This window comes from Peribacillus sp. P4_D6 (assembly GCF_056401795.1).
Genome location: NZ_JBFUIQ010000011.1, coordinates 28,530 through 53,467, shown reverse-complemented (window position 1 = coordinate 53,467; position 24,938 = coordinate 28,530). Strand labels below are relative to the sequence as shown.

The following is a 24,938-nucleotide window of genomic DNA, read 5'->3' as shown; positions in this document are numbered from 1 at the left end:
ATTTAAACTAGGGGCTTTTATCTATGGATTAGGTACCGGCTAATCAGCTGCAGTATTTGTTTCTAATGATTTTGAGGGTGAATTAATAAAGGAATTTGAAGAAGCATTCACGTTCTTTCTGAATTCTATAGTTTTCCCATATAGAACTATTGGGGAACCTAATGTATCTACGAAGTCATTATTGTGTATTTCAAATTTAGCAATCACTAATGCCCCTTTTGAGCTTTTATCCTTTCCATTCTTCGTATAGTAATAGTTACCTAGACTATCAATCTGAATTCCTTGTGCACATTCTATGAATTGATTTTCTTTTATAAGAATGTCTTTCCAATTATGTCCTCGCACAGCTGCATATGTCATTTTTTCAAAGGTATTGTCTATAATTTGAATGTTTGTGTATGGTCTATTATGGGACGCTGAATGACTGCCTACGCCAACCCCCCACGGATTCATATTTCTTACGTGCGAATTCCCAAAATAATTATGTTCTAACCTAACGTTTTTAGTTACAGTAAAGTCTACACTCCCAAATCGTCGAAATGCTTTATCAGATATCATCCCATCAATCTGAATGGCTTCTGTGTAATCATCATTACTCGAACGAGATCCCAAAAACTTACTATTTCGTATGAGAACATTTTTATTGCCTGCTAAATCTATTGCATGGCCACCTACTATGTTCTTTAACACGGTATCCCGGATAAGGATATTATGACCATGGGCAAAACCAAACACAGAAGGGGTTCGTAGTTTTATATTCGCTCCTCCAGCGTCCCAAATCCCGCCATCTATAATAATGTTGGAATTTCCATTATACCCATGGTAGGTAGCTTTAAAATCTCCATTCAACAACATAATGTCATTATTTGAGTCAGCTTTTTGCAGAATTGTTTTAGATGGAATTTTAAGCCATGTATTACTATAAATGTGTAATGATTTCTTCAGTGTGTATTTTCCTTTAGGCAATATTACTTTAATAGGTGTATCCGAATCTCTTGCAGTGTTCAATGCTTTTTGAATCTGTTTACTTGCATCACTTCCGTGTGGGATTGATACTGGGATTGTTTTATAGTCTTTTTGCAAAAGCTGCAATATCTCTTCCGTAAAAGGTTTCTGGTTTGTAGATTGCTCGATTGTCTTTCCTGAAGACCTATCCGGGGTGGGAGGTGAAAAAGGATTCCATAATTTGAACAGCACTACGGAGCCTACAATAATAACTAAGATGACTGATATTTTCTTCAATTTTTTCAACCTTCTTCTTTGGGTTTGCTACCGATAATTCCTTGCATCATGCAGTCTTGGAGAGGTATGGTTTATTGCTTTTCTTAACTCTTTGTGACGTTGGCTTCTCGTGAGAGTATACGGTATAGTTTTATTTCCAAATTGGATAGAGTTCTTCGACCATCTTTCCTTCGTTGGTCTATTATAACATCATCCTAGTATTAAACACTTCCTAACTATTACATCTGCTCATACCACTTAATCGCAGTATCCAAACCAGTTAACAGCCAATCCAACATGAGTAATTGCTGTCATATGTATCCCCCTGATAATGAATATACCCTTTTAAGGTGAGGGCAAACGGTACTTTTTTTGTACAAAAAAAAGAAGCAATAGCCAATATTGCTTCTGGTTTACATATATCGACCTCATGAAATTCTTTAAATCTCACCCTCTTCAAGCCTCCTATTATACTCAACTTTACTGAGCAATCCCTTTGCATTACAGGTAAGACAATCTGTATAAATATCGTAGGCACCTGTACCTGCACAAACATGGCATTTAACATGAGTTTCCGGTATATCCTTATGCATGAATGAAAAAACTTTTCCAATATACTGCAGAATAATCATTCCCAAAACTCCTTTTTTTTCTATCATACAACGAAAAAGAGAGAAGGATACAGGAAATACAATAACATTACTTAAAACAAATAAAACCATAACATACTTTACATGGGGTTAAAAAATGTGCTGATGCAAATGCAATAAACTGTTCTACAAATCACTTCTGTTTTCAGAAAAAAGAACATCCATAAAGATGTCCCTTAATGTGTAATTACTTCATATCGCAAAATCCATAGGTAAGCCAAGATTGTATCCCCACAGACACTGCTGCCATTATGTAAATGTTTATATACCCAAACAGATAGCCGATTTGTCCGAAGAGGATGGCACCGAAACCGATTCCAAGATCAAAGAAGGAATAGAAAGTGGCATTGGCCATGCCCTTTCTGTTTCGGGCAGCGTGTTCAAGAGACCACGCTTGAAGAGCCGGTTGGACAGCACCGAATCCAATGCCATAAAAAATAGCTGCCATATACAGAATCATGTTACTTGGCATCCAAGCAAGCAGTAGCATCGCCACTACGATAAAAAGAGTAAATGGAGTGAAGACAGCTTGATGTCCTTTTTGATCATAGATCTTTCCAGCAAACATACGTGTGAAAATAAGAGCTAGAGCGTAAATAAAAAAGTATCCTTGAATACCTGTCAAACCTTTTTCGATTGTATAAAGCGGTAAAAAGGTAGCAGTCCCGCCAAAAGTTACCGTAATGAAAAAAACAAGAACGGACGGAGCAACAGCGCTTTTTTCATAAATGTCAAACCTATTAGTTTTACCTGGGACAGAAGCATGATTTACTTTTTTATATGTAATTGTTGAAGCCATGATCCAAGCTGCAAGAATTAATGCACCGCAAAATAAAAACAAGTGTTGAAAGGTTAAAACATCCGCTAAGAAAAGCCCGAATGAAGGGCCAATAGCCATCGCCAAATTTCCCGATAAAGTGAAGTATCCCATACCCTCACCCCGACGCTTTGCTGGGATAAGATCAGAGGCAATCGTACCTGATGCGGTAGTCGCATATCCCCAGCCAATCCCTTGTACAATCCGCATTGCGCATAGAAGGAAAATACTCATCATAAATCCAAACGAACCAATCGTTACAGCCAAAAGGGCTAGACCGAATAGGAAAACAAAACGTCTCCCTTTTGTTTCCAAGGCCTGTCCAGCAAAAGGGCGGACAATCAGGGCAGAAAATAAAAACATCCCAGCAACTAACCCAATATACCGTTCATTTCCGCCAAGTCTTTTACAAAAAGCGGAAGGGTCGGGGAAGTCATCTGAAAGGATAAAAAAACAAAAAAGTTAGCCAAGAAAATCATAATAAAATCAAGAGTCCAGATTTTATTAACAACTGGAAGTTCTTCTTTTAACAAAGGTACACCCATAACAGCCATTCTCCTTGGTTGATAGTAATTATCATTCTCATTTTACTAAAGTTATAGAGAACAATCTATAAAAATAAAAAACAAAATAACTGATCACTATGAATCTAAGTAATATTAACTAATAGTTAGACTGTAAATTTATTATTGGGGAATCACGGTGAGATTTAATGGACATTAGTGTGAGACTTGGTGGATTTTCAATTCGGCATCTTCGGTCATTCCTTCTATATGTAGTAAAAAGATATTTTATGTACTTGTATTAAAGGATTAGTAATACATTGCTCACAACAGTGGTCATAATTTTAGAACTTTATCTATTTTATTCGCAAGGCTTTCTCCTATACTTTGAAGAACATGGGTATAAATTTGATGAGTTGTAGAAATATCAACATATGTCCCAAACGTTCCTGTATAAGTTTTACATTTTGTTGAAAGAGAAGGGTGGTATAAGAATGTCTTGTAAAATTTAGTGGAGACGAAATGTACAAATATATGATAAAGATATTCTAGTATAAAAATATGTTATCTTGTTTTACCGCTTTATAGTGATACAATTTATATGGTGTAATTTTATAGGGGGAGAAATTGAAGTGATAAATAGAATTTTAAAAATATTATTAATAATAGGACTTGTTGCTACTGGAGGTTTTACCGTTCTTGCTGCTGAGGATACAGCATTACCAGAATTAAGAAACGTATCAATAGTTCAGGACGAAGTACTACCAGGGGAGCGAGTGGACCTTGAAGGAGAGATCTACAATATAGATGTTAATACTAATCCCTATCGTAGATCAGCCCGTCTTAAAAATACGGATAGTTCAGAAGTAATGGATCTAAATTTAAATGTGGGCGAAAATAAATTTAGCGGATCCAAGTATATCTCTGGAGCTATGTCGTGTGGGAAGTGGGAGATTGATTATATATACTTGGAGGATAATACCGGTAATGTTACGATCTTTTATAAGTCTGAGTCTGGCGACGAACTTTCTGATTCCTTCATAATACCCTGTGATAAAGGGGATAGAACACCACCAGAATTAAAAAGCGTTTCGATAATTCAGGATGAGGTACTACCGGGGGATAACGTCAAGGTAGAGGTAGAAGCATCGGATATTGAAACAGGATTATATCCAGTTTATACATCAAATAGTAGTCCAACTCTTAATTTGCGACCTAAGGACCAAATGGATAGAACCTCAATTTATATAATTTTGGATTATAATGCCGATACTGGGAAATACGTGGGGAGTAAAGAGATACCTAGGGATGTGTATAGTGGAGATTGGGAAATTTATGGGGTGTTTTTAAGAGATAATGCTGGTAATGAGAAAACGTTCTATAAATCTAGTGATACAGACAAATTGTCCGATACGTTTAAAGTAAAGCCAGTAATTTCGGGAACAGAGAATATGATGATTAAAAAAGGTACATCGTTTGATCCGTTAGAGGGAGTAAAAGCAGTAAGTACCTTTGAGGGTGATTTTACTAATAAGGTGACATATAAGGGAAGTGTAAACCTAAATCAAGAAGGAATTTATATCATTAAATATGAAGCAACAGGAAATAATAGTTCGACTGTCTACAAAGACTATAGAGTAGTATTTGTTGCGGATAATGTAGATACACATACTGTTGGGAAAACAGAACCGGTCTATTTTAACTCTAGAATTGTAGCAACGAATCCAGAACAATCAAACTTGTATAATAAAATCATAGTTACTAAAGATGGAAGAGAGATTAATCCAACGCCAAGAACAAATGATCTGTTTGAAATAGCAGAGGACGGGCATTATAAAGTAGGTTATAATGGAGAAATTGTCTACCGTGATTATGGAGAATTTGTACTTGATAAAACAGCGCCGGAAATAAGTTTCCAATACAATAGAACAACAACAGATGTTAGTATAGTTATTTCTGATGCGAACAACGTTGTAACGAGATGGTTAACTGGAGAGAGGACAGTTTCAGACTTTGCGAATGCTGGAACAAAATTTACCAATACATTTAAGGCAATTAAAAACGGAAAATATACTATTTATGCTAAAGATCAAGCTGGCAACGAAAGTATTAAACTGATTGATCTGGATGAAGTTATATCCAGTATTGTAACACAAGTTGAATTAACAACAGATAAAGAAAGCGGACAAAAGGTGGGAACACCAATCACAATTACAGCAACATCAGAAGGAAGTAAAGAACCTGAATACCGTTTCTTTATAAGAGATGAAGAAAAGGGAACCCTTAATACATTACAAGAGTATGGGGAGAGTAATGTAGTTACATGGATACCTACGAAGCCTGGTACTTATACAATAATTGTTCATACAAAAGACAAGAGTAAGTCTGGTGCCAATTTCTACTATGAAGCACGGACACATATGGTATATAATGTAGATTCTGCAAAAGTTACGAGTGTTAACGTGAATGCGGATAAGCCAGCTCCTCAAGTATCAGGAACTCCAATTACATTGAAGGCAACATCAGAAGGAAGTACAGAACCAGAGTATCGTTACTTTATCCGAGATGAAAAGGGAAACTTGACTACATTACAAGAGTATGGGGAGAGTAATACAGCTACATGGACGCCTGCGAATACTGGTACTTATACAATAATTGTTCATGCAAAAGACAAGAGTAAGTCTGGAGCCAATTTCTACTATGAAGCTCGGAAAGATATGGTATATAATGTCTATTCTGTAAATCCCGGGAAAGTTACGAGTGTTAACGTGAATGCTGAAAAGCCGGCTCCTCAAGTATCGGGTACTCCAATTACATTGAAGGCAACATCAGAAGGAAGTACAGAACCAGAGTATCGTTACTTTATCCGAGATGAAAAGGGAAACTTGACTACGTTACAAGAGTATGGGGAGAGTAATGTAGCTACATGGACACCTACGAAACCTGGTACTTATACAATAATTGTTCATGCAAAAGACAAGAGTAAGTCTAGCGCCAATTACTACTTTGAAGCACGAACAGAGACGAGTTATAAAATACAATAACTAACAACTAACCCTATCATTTATGGTTTTGACCATATGATAGGGCTATTTTTTTATTTCTTTTAATTTAGAATGGTGATGGTGTGAAAATGAAGTTTATCCTCATGTACATATTCGTTACGATTTCCTGTTGTCTTGAAAAATTCCGAAGGTCTAAAAGCTAAATCCCTCTAATTTTACATGTTCAAAATCCTCTTTGGAATACAGAACACACAACTGATACGCATTGATTGAGTCTGATTTTACTTTTAGTAAACTTGTCTTTGTTGCCTGATTTAGGAATTATGGGGTTTAGTAAGATATATAGAATCCCTCGTTCCTAATGCCATGTAGATTCTAGAATGACCATAGGCATTTGCCCTGTCACCCCTTCAAAAAACCTATAAAATGATCTAATTCCTCTTTGATATGCATGATTGAAAAATACTCTTCCCATATGGTTTAGATTTTTAAAAAAATGCCTAAACTAGACTTTCTTGCCACACCCAGACCAACATTGATTCTTTGTTTTTCCTCCTCTACTAACTAACTAGTATGCCTAATCCTCCTTGTAGTGTCGTTCTCTCGTTATACGAGATCTAAGTCCCAACCAGCCTAAAACATGTTACAAATAGGGGGCGAACTCTTTAGTGGACGGAATCAAGACCCACTGGTGCAGGAATTCTACCCCGACTATTGTTATTATTAAATATCGATATAAAAAATCGTTAACCAAAATAATTTCTGGCTGACCATATAATACGAAGGGTGCTTTAGTATAACAAAAAGACCAAGACCATTTTTTGTGATCTTTTTCTCTTTTTGAAAAAACATCAATAAATTTTTCAAAGCCTATATAAAGATTAGGTGTCTTTAAGTATGGATTAACATATATAAGGACACCAGTTGGTTATCAGCGGCACGATAGTATTGAAATTATTGTAAACCCTAATTCCCTATTTATTAATCTATAAATAGAAGGTTTGTTCTTATTTATCTATTGACGATGAATATTAAAACTTTAAAAAGGTAGTTAATGAGCGGTTTTTCACACTTTAACAACCGATACGATTTACCAGCTTTATATCTCACACTTTCTTCTTAATAAGTATCAAACCGTGTTACCGTTGGAGTCAACCCAACCAGTATTTGTAGAGTTTCTCCAAAGCGGCTTGTTTAAATCTGTATCGAATATATTTCTTCCCGCATAGTTACCAGTTGTTGGTCTAGATGCTGCTGTAGTTGTACTGCTTCCCATCGTATAAATTCGTCCACTACTATCTCGATGTTTAAACAGTACTACACCATCTACCATTTCTGCCCACATAAATGCTCCTGAAGCAGTACCAGCCCAAGTTGGTGAAGGAATTGCACCATACGCATTTACCTTTAAAGCTGTTCCTATAGGTCCGTTAAAGTGGTGTCTAACGTTGGCGTTGTAATCGAGCCATAAAGGAGTACCGTTTGCAGATGATACAAATCTTAAGTCCGTCTCCGTTTGGGTAAAGTCGCAAACGATATCATAACTTTTTCCTGCACTAGTAGCCATTTTAAACCTTCTAAGTTGATTAGGATATTCTGCTTGATTTGAACCAGAACTACCGCCGATGATATTAATAATTCCTTTTTCATTACATCTGGTTATATCGTTTGTTAATTGCATATCATAACAACCAATAAATGTAATGCCTTTACTGTTGGTGGTAGTAGATATTGCACGATTACTTCTAGCCATCTTAACGCCAACGACTGTCAATGCTCCAATATAGTCAACGTTGAAAATTTTACTATTTGGATGTATTCCTGAATTACTTCCAGCAACTGTACCCCCAATAAAAGTGTAAGTTCCTTTATCGTTTCCAACACTATTCGTTGAGCCTATATTAATTATTGCTTCAGAACTTGGATTAGATGGTACGTGTTCTGTGTATAAATCAGTGAAATTAACAACGTTTCCAGATCCTATATCTAACCCTTTAACTGTGCTTTCAACTAGGCAGGAAATAAAGTCTACACCCAAAGCAACATCGCTATCAATAGAAATGGGGATAGACTCCGGTTTACTAAATGACTGACCAAAATAACAGCGATAGAAAGATGTACTTGTGCTTATCGAAGGGGCCATTTTCAAACAAAAATCCCTTGCTCTCATTGAACTTACTTTTTCGAACTCTGTTTTCATAGCACCAGAAATTTTTATATTTATCCCGAAGTCGATAATTTGTAAATTTTCCAGCTTCCCATTTACAATTTTATCTAATTTCAGACCTATATTAGAATTTACAGAACCACCAATATATAAATTTTTAATATTAACTGCACCAAAGTAGCCTTCTAACAAATCACTTTGACTAAGGGTAATAAAATCCGAGTTTGGTTTTTCTGGAATATGTGAAAAGTAAGCTCCCTTATCTGTGCCTAAACGAGTGTTTCCGTTCCAAACATTTTCTCCATACCCGACTATAGAAACTCCACGTTTTAAAGAAACCGTTCCTTTGAAAAAATAACTACCTGAAGGAAATTCTATGCTCCCTCCACCTTTTGAAAACACATAGTCAATTAACTCTTGCAATAAAGGAGTACTATCAAACGAGCTTTCATTTAATTTACCTCCATGTGAAAGAATATTTAAATTTAGATTCGCCATAAACTCCATTCACCACCTTGATTAAAATATATTACACATAGCATCTTTCCATGCAGATGATGTTGCATCATAACATATTGTTTTTTAGTGGTTAATAATAAGCTTGTTGCCTGTAACATACTATTACCAATTTTGTTACAGAAAATTTTGGTGCCAATAGTTGGTCATGGCGCTTAGAGAAGGGGCTGCGCGCTGATCGTGATGATTTGGAAACACTAAGTTTCATAAATCAGGACTTGGGGGATTCAACAGAGGATTTGCTGGAAGGTAAGAAATTTGAAGCGGTCATACAAGATGATTCCGATCTGGATAATTTTCGAAAAATTCGCTGATTAACAATCATATCAATCACTTAGCTTAGAAAAGACGAAACAAAAAGTTAGAAAATATCATGACAAAGTTACAAAAAGATTGCCTAATAAAAGATTCTAATCATTTCATCAAACCCAGTTTCAAATAGTAATACGTAGAATAGTATATGTTTGAATTATTTGGATTATATTCAGGCTTCCAAGAAGGTCGTCAAAACGATGGCCTTATTAGAATAGCAAAGAAGAGATAGAAAAGAGGCCAAAGAAAAAGAATATGAGATTGGCTGATATACTGACTAATGATAACGTCCAACCCAATGTCAAAGGCATTATCTATGGTTCGAGGGGATGCAGGAATATTTTAATTTGAAACAGTATATTTAGTATAAAAAGGTGGTTAGTCCCGCCTTTCCATTTTTTATGATATTAAGCTTTGCACCTTAAGCACTAATAAGAAAAGCGATATCAAAGATTCTAAATCTTTAAAGACCTATCTGAAATAAATTCACGCATTTCCTCTTTCGATATTCCTGATCCAATAACATCCTGCATGATTTTCATCCACTCTTCATCCATACTCTTGTCTTCTTGTTCATACAGTAGGGCATCAACCTTTATACAAAGGGTTCTGGAGATTTTTTCCAAAACTAAAATAGTAGGGTTTGTTTGAAGGTTTCTTTCCAGTGAGCTTATGTAGGATTTGGCAACGCCTGATTTTGTGGATAGTTCACTAATTGACATTTTTCTTTCAACCCTAAGTGACTTTACTCGGTAACCTATCATATTGACCACACCTAACATTAAAATGATAATTATAATTGTTTTTAACACTAATACTTTCAGTTTACACATTTTCCTTTCATTTTTAATGATAACTAGGCACTAAAATACCCGGCGTAATTATATGTATAAACGGATTTTCCTGTTTAGGTAGGCATTTAGTTAGGTTAGTTTCTAGAAACTATTATAAATACATCAATGACCTAGCGAAAATTCGAAATGGGTATTTAATTAGGAATATTGAATTTTAAGTCGAAAAAATTTATATGTGATTAGTAAAGTATTAAATATTAGAAATTATTTCCTTTGTATTACCATTTTCTTTTTTGTAAAATTAATTGGGTATTTGAAAAGTATTCTTTCATTGTAAGTTTCATGTAAATTTTCATGGAAATACATAAATATAGGTAATATTATGGTATAATGCAATAGGTCATTTTTAACATATCAGGAGGATAAAATGGAAGAAACTATTAGTATTAAAGATATTTTTCGAACCTTAATGAAACGTTGGAAGTTAATAACGCTACTGACATTAATCGCCGCGTTGATTAGTGGTGCAATATCTTATTTTTTATTAACACCTGTTTACCAATCATCTACACAGATTTTAGTTAATCAGAAACAAGCGTCGAAGTACCAACTTAATTCTACTCAAATACAATCTAATATTGCCATGATTAATACGTACAGTGTGATCATAAAAAGCCCTGCTATATTAGAGAAGGTCATTGATGATCTTGAACTAGAACAAAGCGTGGATCAACTTAGTCAAAAAATTACGATTAACAGCCAAGAAAATTCTCAAGTCTTCTCTTTAACGGTTCAAGATAGTAATCCATCAAAGGCTGTCGAAATTGCAAACGCAGTGTCTGGAACATTCCAAAAGGAAATCAAAGATATTATGAATGTCGACAATGTTAGCATACTTGCGAAGGCAGAAGTAAAGGAAAATCCTGTCCCTACAGAACCATCTCCATTATTGAATATTGCTATTGCGGTGGTAGTTGGGGTGATGGCTGGAATAGGCTTGGCATTCCTACTAGAGTACATGGATAATACGATTAGAGACGAGAAGGATATTGAGAAACTCCTTGATTTACCATTACTTGGATCTATTCAAAAAATATCGCAACATAAATAGAGAACCATTCAGTGACATTAAGAGAGGAAGTGGGATTTTGAGAAGTAAAGATGAAAAACAAGTGAATTTAATTGCACAGACTAATCCTAAATCGCCTATTACTGAACAATATCGATTAATTAGGACAAACATACAATTCTCTTCAGTAGATAAAGAAATCAAAACCATTGTGGTTACTTCCGCGGAGCCTAATGATGGGAAATCGACTACAGCTGCCAACCTAGCGATTGTGCTAGCTCAAGATGAGAAAAAAGTATTACTAGTGGATGCAGACTTAAGGAAACCATCGGTTCATTATGCTTTTAACCTTAGTAATATACATGGACTTACGAGCGTATTAACAAAGAAAATGGACTTGAGAAAAACTATCTTGAATTCAAATGTTTCAAATTTAGGCATTCTAACAAGTGGACCGATACCGCCTAACCCTTCGGAATTATTAAATTCCAAAGCGATAGAATCAGCCATTGATGAACTAAAAGGAATGTATGATTATATCATTTTTGATACACCGCCAGTTGTGGTAGTGCCGGATTCCCAGATTGTTGCCAATAAATGTGATGGTGTGATCATGGTAGTGGCTAGCGGCAAGACAAACAAACAAAGTGCAGTGAAAGCGAAGGAGCTTTTAGTGAAAGCTAATACATCCTTGCTTGGAGTCGTTTTAAATGGCGTTGAAACGGATAACAGCAATTATTATTACTATCAATCTTAACGAAATAAAACAATTTTCGACAAAATAACACCCTGTTTAATGGTAGTTTTATATGCTACTATTAATCGGGGTAATAATTCCTATTTTATATATATTAAGTCTTTTTACCTATTTGTTTCACAAAGGAAGTGTATGAAATTTGATTGACATGCATTGTCACATTCTCCCAGGTGTTGATGATGGATCTGAGGACATGAAGGAAAGCTTGAATATGGCAAGAAAAGCGGTAGAAGCAGGAATCACCCATTTATTTGCCACGCCCCATCACTTAAATGAGAAATATGTAAATGTTAAAAGTGACATCATTGACCGTGCAATGAGGTTAAATGAGAGTTTAAAACAAAACAATATTCCTCTTACCATTCATCTCGGACAAGAAGTAAGAATACACCGAGACATATTTACTTCACTTGAAAAGGAAGAAATCCTAACGTTAGACGATAATGGTACGTATTTACTATTAGAGCTCCCGTCTGGAAGGGTTCCAGCATATACACAAGAAGTGATATATGAGTTGCTGCTTAAAGGAATAACACCAATTATCGTACACCCGGAAAGAAATAAGGAATTGATAGCGAATCATAAACTATTATTTGAATTGGTCCAGGAGGGCGCGTTAACTCAAATTACCTCTGGCAGTATCATTGGGAACTTCGGAAAAGGCATTCAATCATTTTCAAAAAAGATAATGGAACATAATCTTGCTCATTTTATTGCAACAGATGCCCATAATATTGGCTCGAGAGGATTCACGTTACATCAGGCCTATGAAACAATTACAAAAGCATATGGGGTAGATCGTACATTTCATTTCAAAGAAAATGCTGAACAGCTAATAAAGGGACAAAGTCCTTATATTGAAAAACCAGTTCCATTCAAAAAGAAAATCTTAGGAATCTTTTAGAATTAAAGATTATCAGGAAGCGCTTTCATTATTATAAGAAATATTCGTTAATGTGTAAAGTTTTTTGGGGGTCATTTGAAATATAGATTCGTTTGAAAAGGTTTGATGATTATCCGAAATCTATAAAGAAAGCACTTAGATACATACAACGAGACGCTTCCTGGGTCTTATTAAATCAATTAGAAACGAGCCTCACAAAGTCTATCATGAAAAGAAAAGAAGCTCTACAAAACAAGGAAAATGAAATATGAGATTCATTTAAAATATTAATCAATACAAGGTTATGTATTGGAATGAAATTCGTATCTGTTTACAATGAAAAGTAAAGGCCTAGAACATTAGAGGATACTGCTTTTTCCTGAATTTAAAAGGGAGTATCCATAATAATTTATTAAAGGGGGAAATTTGGTTGGCCTACCGAAATCGACTAACACTACTGGCGCTATTGGATTCCTTAATTGTATTATCGGCCATTTATGTAAGTTATTTAGTCCTACATCCATATTTAGAAATATTTAAGCTAACAGCACTCTTAGTCAGCTCAGTCTCTCTATTAATTAGCCATCATATTTTTGCTTCTATTTATAAGCTGTATAAAAAGGCCTGGGAGTATGCAAGTATTGGAGAGTTAATATCGATAGTAAAAGCCGTGACCTTTTCAGTTATCAGTGTAGTTATCATTCAAATTTTGGTTTTTCAAGATGTGTATGTAAGAGCATTGGCATTAACTTGGATGATGCATGTCATCCTTATTGGTGGTTCTCGTTTTTCGTGGAGAATGCTGCGTGACCGCTTAGTAAATAAACAAATGGAAATAAAAAATACATTGGTTATTGGGGCGGGATCGGCAGGAACCATGGTTGTTCGTCAACTTCTTAATAATCATGATACTGCACTTAAACCTGTAGCTTTCATTGATGATGACCCGAAAAAAGACAAATTAGACATTTTAGGAATTCCCGTTGTTGGCAACTCTAAACATATTCCTGAAATGGTTGAAAAATATCATATTGATAATATTGTCATTGCGATTCCTTCATTAAGTAAAAAAGAATTAAAGGTCATCTTTGATGAATGTGTGAAAACAAATGCAAAAACACAGATCATGCCGATGATTGAAGATATTATGTTAGGTAAAGTAGCGGTTAATCAGTTTAAAGAAGTGGAAGTAGAAGATTTATTAGGAAGAGAGCCCATTGAGTTAGATATTAATAGTATATCTAAATACGTAACCGGTAAAACCATATTAGTAACTGGGGCTGGGGGATCTATTGGTTCCGAGATTTGTCGTCAAATATGCAGATTCTCTCCTGGAACACTTATTCTACTAGGGCATGGAGAAAATAGTATCTATCAAATTGATATGGAACTGAAAAAGTTATATGCAGATCATATCGAGATCATACCTGTTATTGCAGATATTCAGGACAGAGAAAGAATTTTTGAAGTGATGGACACCCACCGACCTGATGTTGTTTACCATGCGGCTGCACACAAACATGTTCCACTAATGGAATACAATCCACGCGAAGCAGTTAAGAATAACGTTTTTGGTACAAAGAATGTTTCAGAAGCAGCAGATACTTTTGGTGTAGGTGCGTTTGTGATGATTTCATCTGATAAAGCCGTTAACCCAACAAACGTTATGGGATCGACAAAGCGGATTGCTGAAATGATCATACAGCAGTTAGCTAAAAATAGCACAACAAAATTTGTTGCCGTTCGTTTTGGGAATGTTTTAGGCAGCCGAGGGAGTGTCATTCCTTTATTTAAAAAACAAATCCAAGCAGGTGGACCTGTAACTGTAACCCATCCAGATATGACCAGATATTTTATGACTATACCCGAAGCATCTCGGTTAGTTATTCAGGCAAGTTCTCTAGCACGAGGTGGAGAGATCTTCGTTCTCGATATGGGCGAACCTGTTAAAATTGTAGAATTAGCGACAAATCTTATTCAGTTATCAGGTTATTCAATTGAGGATATTGAAATTAAATATTCAGGAATAAGACCTGGTGAGAAAATGTATGAAGAACTATTAGGGGAGAAAGAGGTTCATAGTGAAGCAGTGTTCCCTAAGATCTTTATTGGGAAAGCAGTCTTGGAACAGGAAGAGGAAATACAGTATCTTTTAAGCTCACATAATACTCTATCATCAATAGAACTTAAAGAATTTGTTATAAATTTAGCTAATAGGAGAAAGAACAAAACTTTCTCAGTGGTGAAATAGTATAAGGAGGAATATGCTTGAAGAAAGTCAGAAAAGTAATAATTCCTGCAGCCGGCTTGGGTACTCGTTTTTTTTCAGCAACAAAAGCTATGCCAAAAGAGATGCTATGAATCGTTGATAAACCAACGATTCAGTACATAGAGGAGGAAGCTGGTGCAGGAGGAGAAATTCAGTTAACGGATGCGATACAAAAGTTAAACCAAATACAACAAGTGTTTGCTTGTAATTTTGAAGGGAAACGATATGATGTTGGGGAGAAGTTAGGGTTTGTGAAAACGACGATAGAGTTTGAACTTCAGAATGAAGAAATCAAGGATGATTTAGTAGAGTTTTTAGAACAAACGGTTAAAAATATTTCTTCAGAAAAGATAAATGCATAGGAATATTCACGTTTTTCGTAAAATACGATTCATATAGTTTTATCCAAGGAAGATTTAACAGGTGAAACACATCAAGGGATATCTCTACACCCATCCTCCTCTTTAACCCTATTTTAATAGTGGCTAGATGGAAAAAGAACTTGTTTAAAAATAACTACATATAAAGTGACTTATTGTAGGAAGGAAGTTTTAGAATATGAGAGATAGATTATTCCTCTCATCACCACATATGAGTGATGAAGGTTATGAAATGGAATATGTTAAGGAAGCTTTTGATACGAACTGGATTGCTCCTCTCGGGGAAAACGTGAATCAATTTGAAAAAGAACTGGCAGCTAAGGTAGGGAGTGAAGCTGCTGCAGCTTTATCTTCGGGAACAGCGGCGATTCATTTGGCTCTTAAAGCAGTGGGAGTTGGGGAAGGGGATATTGTATTTTGTCCGACACTGACATTCTCAGCAACAGCTAACCCGATAATCTATCAAAATGCTATTCCTGTTTTTATAGATAGTGATTACGAGAGTTGGAATATGTGCCCTAAAGCTTTGGAAGATGCCTTTGAGAAATACCCTGAAGTAAAAGCTGTAATTATAGTTCATCTTTACGGACTTTCTGCAGATATGGATAAGATAATGGAGATTTGCAATAAGCATAAGGTAGCAGTAATAGAAGATGCTGCTGAAAGCTTAGGTACTTATTATAAAGGAAGACATACTGGAACCTTTGGTGATTATGGGATTTTCTCTTTTAATGGGAATAAGATTATCACTACTTCAGGCGGTGGGATGCTAGTTTCTAATAATGAGGAGCGTATTGCTAAGACAAGATTTTGGGCCACTCAAAGTAGGGACCAAGCAAGGCACTATCAGCATAGTGAATTAGGATTTAATTACCGGATGAGCAATGTAGTTGCTGGGATTGGTAGAGGGCAGCTAAAGGTATTAGATCAAAGAGTTGAGAAGAAAAACCATATCTTAGAATTTTATAAAAGAGAACTTAGTGAACTTGACGGTGTAGAGTTCATGCCTAGTAATGAGTGGGATAAACCGAATTATTGGTTAAGTTCTATGACTTTGAATGGTAAGGTTAGACCGATAGATGTTATGGAAGCTCTTGAAAAAGAAAATATAGAGTCAAGACCTGTTTGGAAGCCAATGCATCTTCAGCCATTTTTTGAGAAGTATGACTTCGTGGGTACAAATGTATCGGAGAAATTGTTTGAGAATGGTATTTGCTTGCCTTCTGATACGAAGTTAACGGATGAGGATTTGGAGAGAGTTGTTGAAATTATTAAAGGGTTGTGGGAAAGGTAATGAAACCTTCTAAGGGTGGTATTTATAGAAGATTTATAAAAAGACCGATGGATTTCATACTATCTTTGTTAGCTATTGTAATCCTTAGTCCTATCCTTCTGGTTGTTGCTTTGCTTGTAAGAGTAAAGCTGGGTAGCCCAGTGTTGTTTAAACAAAAAAGGCCAGGACTTAATGAGGAAGTTTTTCTGATGTATAAATTTAGAACCATGACCGATGAAAGAGATGAACATGGAGAGCTGCTTCCTGATAGTGTTAGGTTGACGAGGTTTGGAAAGTTACTCCGCTCTACGTCCCTCGATGAACTTCCGGAACTTTTTAATATTCTTAGAGGAGATATGTCGATTGTGGGCCCTAGGCCCTTGCTGGTTCAGTATCTCCCAATCTACAATGGGCATCAAAAGCGTCGGCATGAGGTTAGACCTGGATTGTCTGGTTTGGCTCAGGTGAACGGTAGAAATGCTATTAGTTGGGAAAAAAAATTTAATCTTGATGTGGAGTATGTAGATAATGTAACCTTCACTGGGGACTGGAAGATTATTTTTCTAACTATTAAAAAGGTATTTGTCAGGGAAGATATAAATTCAGAAGCTGCTGCTACGATGGAACCCTTCATGGGAACTAATCATAAGGAAAGAATGAAAATATGAAAAACAAACTTCTAATAATTGGAGCCAGTGGACATGGGAAGGTTGTTGCTGATATCGCATTGAAAATGAAAAAATGGCAAAGCATTGCCTTTTTAGACGATAACGAAAAGATTAATTCATCATTAGGGATGGATGTTATTGGGAAAACAAGAGAAGCCTTTAGACGTATTAATGAATACGAAATTTTTGTAGGTATAGGTAATAATTCTATACGAGCAAAAATTCAGGAGAAGCTTGAAGTTGCAGGTGCAAGGATTCCCACTTTGGTCCATCCTAGTGCTGTTATTGGAAAACAAGTTGAGTTGAAATCTGGAACAGTCGTCACGGCTGGAGTAGTGATTAACAGCTGTACTAGAATAGGAAAAGGTTGCATTATCAATACTGGAGCAACCATAGATCATGACAATTTGATTGAAGATTATGTTCATATATCACCAGGTGCGCATTTAGCTGGTACGGTTAGAGTTGGGCATTGCTCGTGGTTAGGTATTGGCAGCATAGTAAGTAATAATGTAAACATTACTAGCGGGTGTAAAGTCGGAGCTGGTGCTGTAGTTATTAATGATATAACTGAACCTGGTACTTATGTAGGGGTACCGGTGAGGAGAGTTTAAATTTTGAATGTATTATTTTTAACACTATTAGATTTTTCAACAATTGAAGAAAGTGGTATTTACACTGATTTATTACGAGAATTTGTTAAAAATCACCATAATGTTTATGTTATTTCTCCCACAGAAAAGAGGAAACAAAAAACAACTAGGTTGATTGAGAAGGGAAATTATAAATTACTTAAATTGCAGATAGGTAACATTCAAAAAACTAATAAGATTGAAAAAGGCATATCAACTCTTACTTTGGAATCAAATTTTTTAAGGGGGATTAAAAATTATTTTTCAGATGTTAAATTTGATTTAGTAATTTATTCAACCCCGCCAATAACACTCCAAAAAGCTGTTGAATATGTAAAAATGAGAGATAATGCAAAAGCTTATCTATTGTTAAAAGACATTTTCCCGCAAAATGCAGTAGATCTTGGCATGATAAAGAAAACAGGGATTATAGGTTTTTTATACAGTTATTTCCGATATAAAGAAAAGAGATTATATAAGATATCTGATTATATTGGTTGTATGTCTCAAGCAAATGTTGATTTTTTATTGAAATACAATCCTGAAATACCCGCAAATATTGTTGAAATATGTCCTAATAGCATAGAGCCAATTAATATAAAAAAAGATGAGAAATTAAAAGTTGAGATAAAAAAGAAATATAGCATACCTCTGGGTAAGACCATTTTTATCTATGGTGGAAATATTGGGAAACCACAGGGGATTGACTTTTTAATTGAGTGTTTGGCGGCTAACAAAGCTAATGACAATGTTTATTTTGTTATAGTTGGTTCGGGTACAGAGTATAATAAGCTTAAAACTTTTTTTGACAATGAAAAACCGACTAATGCCCTTTTATTTTCTCAGTTACCTAAAGAGGAATATGAAGTTCTAGCTAATTCGTGCGATGTTGGATTAATTTTTCTGGATAATCGATTTACAATACCAAATTTCCCTTCTAGACTTCTTTCTTATATGCAGGCTTCAATGCCTGTCTTAGCAGCGACTGATGTACACACTGATATTGGAGAAATTGTTGAACAAGGTGAATTTGGATTTTGGTGTGAGAGTAGTAATGTTGAGCAATTCAATAAAAAAATACACCAGTTATGTGATAATGAATTAAGAATACAGATGGGTTTAAACGCTAGAAGGTACTTAGAAGATAATTATACAGCCAAGCACTCTTATGAAATAATAATGAAACACATTAAATAACATGAAAAGAGGTAAATGTATGTTTAAGGATAAAACTTTATTAATAACAGGTGGTACTGGTTCATTTGGAAATGCAGTTATGGAGAGGTTCTTGGATAGTGATATTAAAGAAATTCGAATCTTTTCGCGGGACGAAAAAAAGCAAGATGATATGCGAAAGTTATATAGAAATGAAAAGTTGAAGTTTTATATTGGTGACGTTAGAGACCTTGCAAGTGTTAAAAATGCAATGCACGGAGTAGATTATGTTTTTCATGCTGCTGCTCTTAAACAAGTTCCTTCTTGTGAATTTTTCCCACTAGAAGCTGTAAAAACTAATATTTTAGGGACGGATAATGTTTTAACAGCAGCTATTGATTATGAAGTCAAAAAGGTAATTTGTCTTTCGACTGATAAAGCAGCCTATCCAATTAATGCCATGGGTATCTCAAAAGCCATGATGGAAAAAGTTTTTGTTGCTAAAGCAAAAACTGTCGATCCAGAAAGAACACTTATTTGTGGAACTAGGTATGGTAATGTAATGGCCTCACGTGGATCTGTCATACCATTATTCATAGAACAAATCAAAAGTGGTCAGCCTCTAACCATTACTGACCCTAATATGACAAGGTATCTCATGAGTCTGGAAGAAGCAGTCGAGCTAGTGATATTTGCCTTCCAAAATGCAGTTGCAGGGGACATTATGGTTCAAAAAGCACCTGCAAGTTATATTGGAGATTTAGCTCAAGCTATTAAAGAATTATTTAAGGCAGATAATGAGATTAAGGTTATCGGTACAAGACATGGAGAAAAATTATATGAAACCCTGCTTACGAGAGAAGAATATGTAGTTGCAGAGGATTTAGGTGGTTTCTTCCGGGTTTCAGCAGATAAAAGAGATTTAAATTATGATAAATATTTTGCCGAAGGAGATAAAAAGTTATCTACTGAAGTAGAATATAACTCTCATAATACGCAAATCTTAAGTATAGAACAGATTAAAGAAAAACTACTTGAATTAGAGTATGTTCAAAATGAACTTAAGGATATGAAGGTACTTTCTTCAAAATAAGAAAACTTGAAGCAATTATTTCGCCTTATCCGTGTTCAGGCATTAGCGTCATTTATTATATTTTCTTTTTACGTATTTTGAAAGGTTGGTTTATAAAGTGAAAATACTCGTTACAGGAGCAAATGGATTCGTAGGGAAAAATTTAATTGCAGAATTAAAAAATAAAGGCTTTGAAGATATTCTTAAGGTTACGAGAGAAACTGAACCGTCATTATTGAATACTTATACAAAAGAATGCGATTTTGTTTTTCATTTGGCGGGAGTAAACCGTCCTGACGATGAAAAAGAATTTATGCTAGGCAATTTCCATTTTACGCTTGAATTACTAGAGCTATTAAAAAAACATAATAATAAATCACCTGTGCTCATTACTTCGTCGATACAGGCTGAAAAAGAAAATCCATATGGCAGAAGCAAAAAAGCCGGTGAGGATGTCCTGTTTGAATATGGTCATCAAACAGGAGCGGAGGTATTTGTATACAGACTCCCTAATTTATTTGGAAAGTGGAGTAAACCTAACTACAACACGGTTGTAGCAACATTTTGTTATAATATCGCTAGAAATATAGATATTCAAATTAACAATGATGATGCCGATTTAACGCTCTGTTATATTGATGATATTCTAGAAGAGTTTTTAAACGCTTTAGAAGGCAATCCGACTAAAAAGAATCAATATTGCTTTGTGAAAACAACACATACTATTAAATTAGGGGATTTAGCTGAACGTATAAAAAGTTTTAAAGAAAGTAGAGTAGAGTTAAGCATTCCTAATATGGAAGACGCCTTAACGAAAAAGCTTTACAGTACATATTTAAGCTTTTTACCGGAAGACAACTTTTCCTATGATTTAAAAATGAATTGTGATCACAGAGGTTCTTTTACAGAGTTTATTAGAACTCCTGAAAGAGGACAAGTGTCAGTAAATGTATCAAAACCTGGCATTACTAAAGGAAACCACTGGCATCATACTAAAAATGAAAAATTTTTAGTAGTAAGTGGAGAAGGACTTATTAGATTTAGAAAGATAGATTCAGATGAAATTATTGAATATAGAGTTAGCGGCGAAAAGTTACAAGTTGTAGATATACCTACTGGATATACACATTCCATTGTAAATGTAGGAGAAAGCGATCTTGTAACAGTTATGTGGGTTAATGAATGTTTTGATCCTGAAAAACCAGATACTTACTTCTTGGAGGTATAATTAATGAAGAAATTAAAAGTAATGACAGTCGTTGGGACTAGGCCTGAGATTATAAGATTATCTGCTGTTATTAATAAATTAGAAGAGTCAGATGCTGTAGAACATATACTTGTTCATACGGGTCAAAATTATGATTATGAATTAAATGAAGTGTTTTTTAATGATTTTAAACTAAAAAAACCTAATTATTTCCTTGATGCTGCAAACGGAACTGCAGTAGAAACTATCGGGAATATTTTGATTAGAATTGATCCTATTATGGAAGAAGTAAAACCAGATGCTATTTTGGTACTGGGTGATACTAATAGCTGCTTATGTGCTATTGCAGCTAAGAGAAGACATATTCCTATTTTCCATATGGAAGCAGGCAATAGATGCTTTGATCAAAGAGTACCAGAAGAAACTAATAGAAAAATTGTCGATCATACAGCTGATATTAATTTAACTTATAGTGACATTGCAAGAGAATACTTGTTAAGAGAGGGACTACCTGCCGATAGAATAATAAAAACTGGAAGTCCAATGTTTGAAGTCCTCAATTCAAGAAAAGGTGACATTGAAGAATCAGATGTATTAGAGAGGTTAAATCTTGATGAGGGAAATTATTTTGTAGTGTCAGCTCATAGGGAAGAAAATATAAATTCAGAAACTAATTTTATGAATTTAGTAGATAGTTTAAATGCCGTTGCAGAAAAATACAATATGCCTGTTATTGTAAGTACCCATCCTAGGACTAGAAATATGATTAATGCTAAAGGGATTGAATTTAACTCTTTAGTGAAAACGATGAAACCATTAGGTTTTAATGATTATGTGAAGCTTCAAACAAAAGCTAAGGCAGTCCTTAGTGATAGTGGAACAATTAGTGAGGAATCTTCTATTCTTGGATTTAAAGCACTCAATATAAGACAAGCTCATGAGAGACCAGAAGCAATGGAAGAAGCATCGGTTATGATGGTTGGTTTGAAAAAAGAAAGAATATTACAAGGGCTAGAGATATTGAAGACACAAGAAAAAGATACACTAAGACTTGTTGGTGATTATAGTATGCCGAATGTATCAGATAAGGTGCTTAGAATAATTTTGTCCTATACGGATTATGTTAATAGGGTTGTTTGGGGGAAGGCTTAATCTACTATGAATATTATGGTTTTTGATGTTCCAGCTGAAAAAGGTGGTGCGCTCTCTGTTTTAAGTGATTTTTACGATGAAGTCGTTGAGAGTGAGCATGCAAACATTAATTGGATATTTGTGTTAAGTAACCCAATATTGAACGAGACAGAAAATATTAGAGTTCTAAGGTTTCCATGGATAAAGAAAAGTTGGGGGCATCGACTTTATTTTGATCAAGTCGTTGCACCTAAGTTGGTAAAACAATATAAGGTGGATAAGGTATTTTCTCTTCAAAATATTACAATTCCTCGTGTGAATTGTGAACAAATCCTATATGTACATCAATCTTTACCTTTTGTCGATTATAAATTTTCTTTCAAAGATAATAGACTTCTTTGGGTATATCAAAATATTATAGGTAAAAATATAATAAATTCAATAAACAAATCACAGAAGGTTATAGTTCAAACTGAATGGATGAGACAAGCTATAATCGAAAAAGCCAAAGTAGATAGCTGCAAAATTGAAATTATTCCGCCTACAATTAATTTAGAAGTTAAAAAGTACTTTGTACCAAATGATAAGTCATTATCAACTTTCTTTTATCCTGCGAGTGGCGCCGAGTATAAAAACCACCAAGTAATAGTAGACGCGAGTAAAAAATTGAAAAAGTTAGGCAAGATAAATCATGAAGTAATCTTCACACTTAACGGAGATGAAAATAATCATATAAGAAGTTTATATAGGCAAGTGCATGAAGAACAGCTACCCATTCGTTTTGAAGGAAATAAAACAAGAAATGAAGTTTTTGACTTATACACTAAATCGATATTAATTTTTCCATCTTATATAGAAACTTTTGGATTGCCGATGCTTGAAGCGAGAATGCATAAAGGAATCATTCTTGCTGCAGAAACACCGTTTGCCCTAGAAATACTAAAAGGGTATGAAAACGTAAAATATTTTGAAGCATCTAATTCAAAAGAGCTATGCGTATTAATGCAACAATATATAAATAAGAAGGTAATATATAAACCACAACTTGAAGTACGACAATATGAAATTCAGCATGAGAGAAAATTAATTACGCTTCTAACTTAATAAATGAATATCTGGAATATTAGGTAAATGAATTGCTTCAAATGCTAAACCATTTGAAAATCTAGATCATGTAGGTGTGCTATGAAAATTTTATACTTTGGGAGTGTTTGTGATGAAGAATGGTTTGATACAGTTTCTAGCAAAAAAAGCATGCCATCACAGGTTGCCCAATACATGTTTGAAAAGGCTCTAGTAAGCGGCTTTTCGGATATTGAAAATATCGATATGAATATCTATTATTTGTACCAAGAGCCATATTACCCAAAAGGAACATATTTAAGATTTAAGAAAAGAATAAAGAAATTAAACAACAAATATACAGTGAGATATTTATCTAATATAAATCTGCCGTTTGTTAAAGAGATTTTTTCTTTTTTTCAAGGATTAACGTTGACAATGATTTGGGGATTGGAAAATCGCAATAATGATCAAAAAATAATTTTAACTCCATTTAACTATACACCTTTATCCTTAGGAATATACTTAGCCTCAAAAGTTTTCCGAATAAAACGTGTTAATATTTTCACTGATCTATCAAGTGATATATTGAGCTTAAAAAGACAAAAGGAAATGCCGTGGTTTAAAAAATTCCTTCTACCCTATTATATAAGGTTAGTTGATTTTATAGAGCATAATTATGATGGCTATGTTTTATTCACCGAACCAATGAATCAAAAAGTAAATCCATTTAATAAACCATATCTGGTGTTAGAAGGGATATTTAATAACACTCTTAATTTAGATCAAGTAAAAAAAGAGAAAGCGATAATGTATGCTGGGACATTAGCTTTTGAGTACGGGGTGAAAAATATCTTAGATGTCTTTGAAAAAATTGAAGACGATCACTTACAATTGTGGCTTTTTGGTGACGGAGATATGAAAGGATATATAGAAGAACTTTGTCAAAGAGACTCACGAGTTCATTTTTTTGGTTTTAAGCCTCGTGAAGTAGTCTTTGAGTATGAAAAAAAGGCAACTTTATTAGTAAATATAAGAAATCCTCAGGATGAATATACTATGTATTCATTTCCGTCTAAGACTTTTGAATATATGGTATCAGGCACCCCTTTTCTAACTACCAAATTAAAAGGTATTCCTGAAGAATATTTACAATATTTATATATAATTGAGGAAATAGATACATTAAAGCAAAAGATACAAGATATTTTATCAAAATCTCAAAAAGAATTGAATAATTTTGGACTTAATTCTAGGATGTTTGTCTTAAAAAATAAGAATAGTAATATCCAGACTCGTAAAATAACAGAAATGATTGAGAAACAAGTGATTTGTAATAAATTTGAATAAATATTTTTTTGATTCTTAGAGATTATTTCAAGATGAAGGCATATG

General features: G+C 34.5%; 18 protein-coding genes and 2 pseudogenes. 15 read left to right on the top strand and 5 right to left on the bottom strand.

Annotated features, from left to right (window positions below; all coding sequences use genetic code 11):
• Positions 1-39: 39 nt before the first annotated feature.
• From AC1DVB_RS06250 to AC1DVB_RS06240, 3 genes and pseudogenes are all read right to left on the bottom strand, one after another.
• Complete coding sequence (locus tag AC1DVB_RS06250) at positions 40-1,242, bottom strand: glycoside hydrolase family protein (RefSeq protein ID WP_477588603.1); 1,203 nt, start codon at positions 1,240-1,242, stop codon at positions 40-42.
• A 419-nt stretch (positions 1,243-1,661) separates the two neighbouring features.
• Positions 1,662-1,853 (bottom strand): hypothetical protein, encoded by a 192-nt coding sequence (locus AC1DVB_RS06245; protein WP_477588601.1) that lies wholly within the window; start codon positions 1,851-1,853, stop codon positions 1,662-1,664.
• A 205-nt stretch (positions 1,854-2,058) separates the two neighbouring features.
• Positions 2,059-3,233 (bottom strand): annotated as a pseudogene (locus AC1DVB_RS06240) (MFS transporter).
• Between the two features lie 590 nt (positions 3,234-3,823).
• On the opposite strand from AC1DVB_RS06240, the gene AC1DVB_RS06235 reads away from it, so the two are divergent.
• Positions 3,824-6,235 carry a triple tyrosine motif-containing protein gene (locus tag AC1DVB_RS06235; protein WP_477588599.1) on the top strand — a complete coding sequence of 804 codons (2,412 nt, stop codon included), beginning with the start codon at positions 3,824-3,826 and terminating at the stop codon, positions 6,233-6,235.
• Positions 6,236-7,325: 1,090 nt separating this feature from the next.
• Here AC1DVB_RS06235 and AC1DVB_RS06230 read toward each other — a convergent pair.
• Positions 7,326-8,861 carry a hypothetical protein gene (locus AC1DVB_RS06230; RefSeq protein ID WP_477588597.1) on the bottom strand — a complete coding sequence of 512 codons (1,536 nt, stop codon included), beginning with the start codon at positions 8,859-8,861 and terminating at the stop codon, positions 7,326-7,328.
• Positions 8,862-9,646: 785 nt separating this feature from the next.
• A complete protein-coding gene (locus AC1DVB_RS06225; RefSeq protein WP_477588595.1) occupies positions 9,647-9,955 on the bottom strand; it encodes a helix-turn-helix domain-containing protein in 309 nt (102 codons plus the stop codon).
• Positions 9,956-10,412: 457 nt separating this feature from the next.
• Here AC1DVB_RS06225 and AC1DVB_RS06220 point away from each other — a divergent pair, with 457 nt between their 5' ends.
• From AC1DVB_RS06220 to AC1DVB_RS06155, 14 genes and pseudogenes are all read left to right on the top strand, one after another.
• Positions 10,413-11,096, top strand: a complete 684-nt coding sequence (locus tag AC1DVB_RS06220; protein WP_477588593.1) for a YveK family protein — start codon at positions 10,413-10,415, stop codon at positions 11,094-11,096.
• Positions 11,097-11,133: 37 nt separating this feature from the next.
• A complete protein-coding gene (locus tag AC1DVB_RS06215) occupies positions 11,134-11,811 on the top strand; it encodes a CpsD/CapB family tyrosine-protein kinase (RefSeq protein WP_477588591.1) in 678 nt (225 codons plus the stop codon).
• A gap of 148 nt (positions 11,812-11,959) precedes the next feature.
• Positions 11,960-12,715, top strand: a complete 756-nt coding sequence (locus AC1DVB_RS06210) for a tyrosine-protein phosphatase (RefSeq protein WP_477588631.1) — start codon at positions 11,960-11,962, stop codon at positions 12,713-12,715.
• A 409-nt stretch (positions 12,716-13,124) separates the two neighbouring features.
• On the top strand, positions 13,125-14,945 hold the full coding sequence (locus AC1DVB_RS06205) for a polysaccharide biosynthesis protein (protein WP_477588589.1): 1,821 nt from the start codon (positions 13,125-13,127) through the stop codon (positions 14,943-14,945).
• A gap of 140 nt (positions 14,946-15,085) precedes the next feature.
• Positions 15,086-15,325: pseudogene (locus AC1DVB_RS06200) on the top strand (UTP--glucose-1-phosphate uridylyltransferase); the annotation flags it as partial.
• 196 nt (positions 15,326-15,521) lie between these two features.
• Positions 15,522-16,637 (top strand): DegT/DnrJ/EryC1/StrS family aminotransferase, encoded by a 1,116-nt coding sequence (locus tag AC1DVB_RS06195; protein ID WP_477588587.1) that lies wholly within the window; start codon positions 15,522-15,524, stop codon positions 16,635-16,637.
• A complete protein-coding gene (locus AC1DVB_RS06190) occupies positions 16,637-17,284 on the top strand; it encodes a sugar transferase (protein WP_477588585.1) in 648 nt (215 codons plus the stop codon). The genes AC1DVB_RS06195 and AC1DVB_RS06190 overlap by 1 nt, the downstream gene beginning before the upstream one ends.
• A complete protein-coding gene (locus AC1DVB_RS06185; RefSeq protein WP_477588583.1) occupies positions 17,281-17,898 on the top strand; it encodes an acetyltransferase in 618 nt (205 codons plus the stop codon). Before AC1DVB_RS06190 ends, AC1DVB_RS06185 begins: the two co-directional genes overlap by 4 nt.
• A gap of 3 nt (positions 17,899-17,901) precedes the next feature.
• Positions 17,902-19,113, top strand: a complete 1,212-nt coding sequence (locus tag AC1DVB_RS06180) for a glycosyltransferase family 4 protein (protein WP_477588581.1) — start codon at positions 17,902-17,904, stop codon at positions 19,111-19,113.
• Positions 19,114-19,132: 19 nt separating this feature from the next.
• A complete protein-coding gene (locus tag AC1DVB_RS06175; protein WP_477588579.1) occupies positions 19,133-20,164 on the top strand; it encodes a polysaccharide biosynthesis protein in 1,032 nt (343 codons plus the stop codon).
• 97 nt (positions 20,165-20,261) lie between these two features.
• Positions 20,262-21,371, top strand: coding sequence for a capsular polysaccharide biosynthesis protein CapF (locus AC1DVB_RS06170; protein WP_477588577.1), 1,110 nt, complete (start codon positions 20,262-20,264; stop codon positions 21,369-21,371).
• Between the two features lie 3 nt (positions 21,372-21,374).
• Positions 21,375-22,502: a non-hydrolyzing UDP-N-acetylglucosamine 2-epimerase gene (gene wecB, locus AC1DVB_RS06165; RefSeq protein WP_477588575.1), complete on the top strand. Its 1,128-nt coding sequence runs from the start codon at positions 21,375-21,377 to the stop codon at positions 22,500-22,502.
• A 6-nt stretch (positions 22,503-22,508) separates the two neighbouring features.
• A complete protein-coding gene (locus AC1DVB_RS06160) occupies positions 22,509-23,585 on the top strand; it encodes a glycosyltransferase (RefSeq protein WP_477588573.1) in 1,077 nt (358 codons plus the stop codon).
• Between the two features lie 81 nt (positions 23,586-23,666).
• Positions 23,667-24,893, top strand: a complete 1,227-nt coding sequence (locus AC1DVB_RS06155; RefSeq protein ID WP_477588571.1) for a glycosyltransferase — start codon at positions 23,667-23,669, stop codon at positions 24,891-24,893.
• The last annotated feature ends 45 nt before the right edge of the window (positions 24,894-24,938 follow it).

Coding starts and splice junctions, on each gene's coding strand:
- AC1DVB_RS06245 (WP_477588601.1), bottom strand. CDS start 1,853: ATGATTATTCTGCAGTATATTGGAAAAGTTTTTTCATTCATGCATAAG.
- AC1DVB_RS06230 (WP_477588597.1), bottom strand. CDS start 8,861: ATGGCGAATCTAAATTTAAATATTCTTTCACATGGAGGTAAATTAAAT.
- AC1DVB_RS06225 (WP_477588595.1), bottom strand. CDS start 9,955: ATGATAGGTTACCGAGTAAAGTCACTTAGGGTTGAAAGAAAAATGTCA.
- AC1DVB_RS06220 (WP_477588593.1), top strand. CDS start 10,413: ATGGAAGAAACTATTAGTATTAAAGATATTTTTCGAACCTTAATGAAA.
- AC1DVB_RS06210 (WP_477588631.1), top strand. CDS start 11,960: ATGCATTGTCACATTCTCCCAGGTGTTGATGATGGATCTGAGGACATG.
- AC1DVB_RS06195 (WP_477588587.1), top strand. CDS start 15,522: ATGAGAGATAGATTATTCCTCTCATCACCACATATGAGTGATGAAGGT.
- AC1DVB_RS06190 (WP_477588585.1), top strand. CDS start 16,637: ATGAAACCTTCTAAGGGTGGTATTTATAGAAGATTTATAAAAAGACCG.
- AC1DVB_RS06185 (WP_477588583.1), top strand. CDS start 17,281: ATGAAAAACAAACTTCTAATAATTGGAGCCAGTGGACATGGGAAGGTT.
- AC1DVB_RS06175 (WP_477588579.1), top strand. CDS start 19,133: ATGTTTAAGGATAAAACTTTATTAATAACAGGTGGTACTGGTTCATTT.
- wecB (WP_477588575.1), top strand. CDS start 21,375: ATGAAGAAATTAAAAGTAATGACAGTCGTTGGGACTAGGCCTGAGATT.
- AC1DVB_RS06160 (WP_477588573.1), top strand. CDS start 22,509: ATGAATATTATGGTTTTTGATGTTCCAGCTGAAAAAGGTGGTGCGCTC.
- AC1DVB_RS06155 (WP_477588571.1), top strand. CDS start 23,667: ATGAAAATTTTATACTTTGGGAGTGTTTGTGATGAAGAATGGTTTGAT.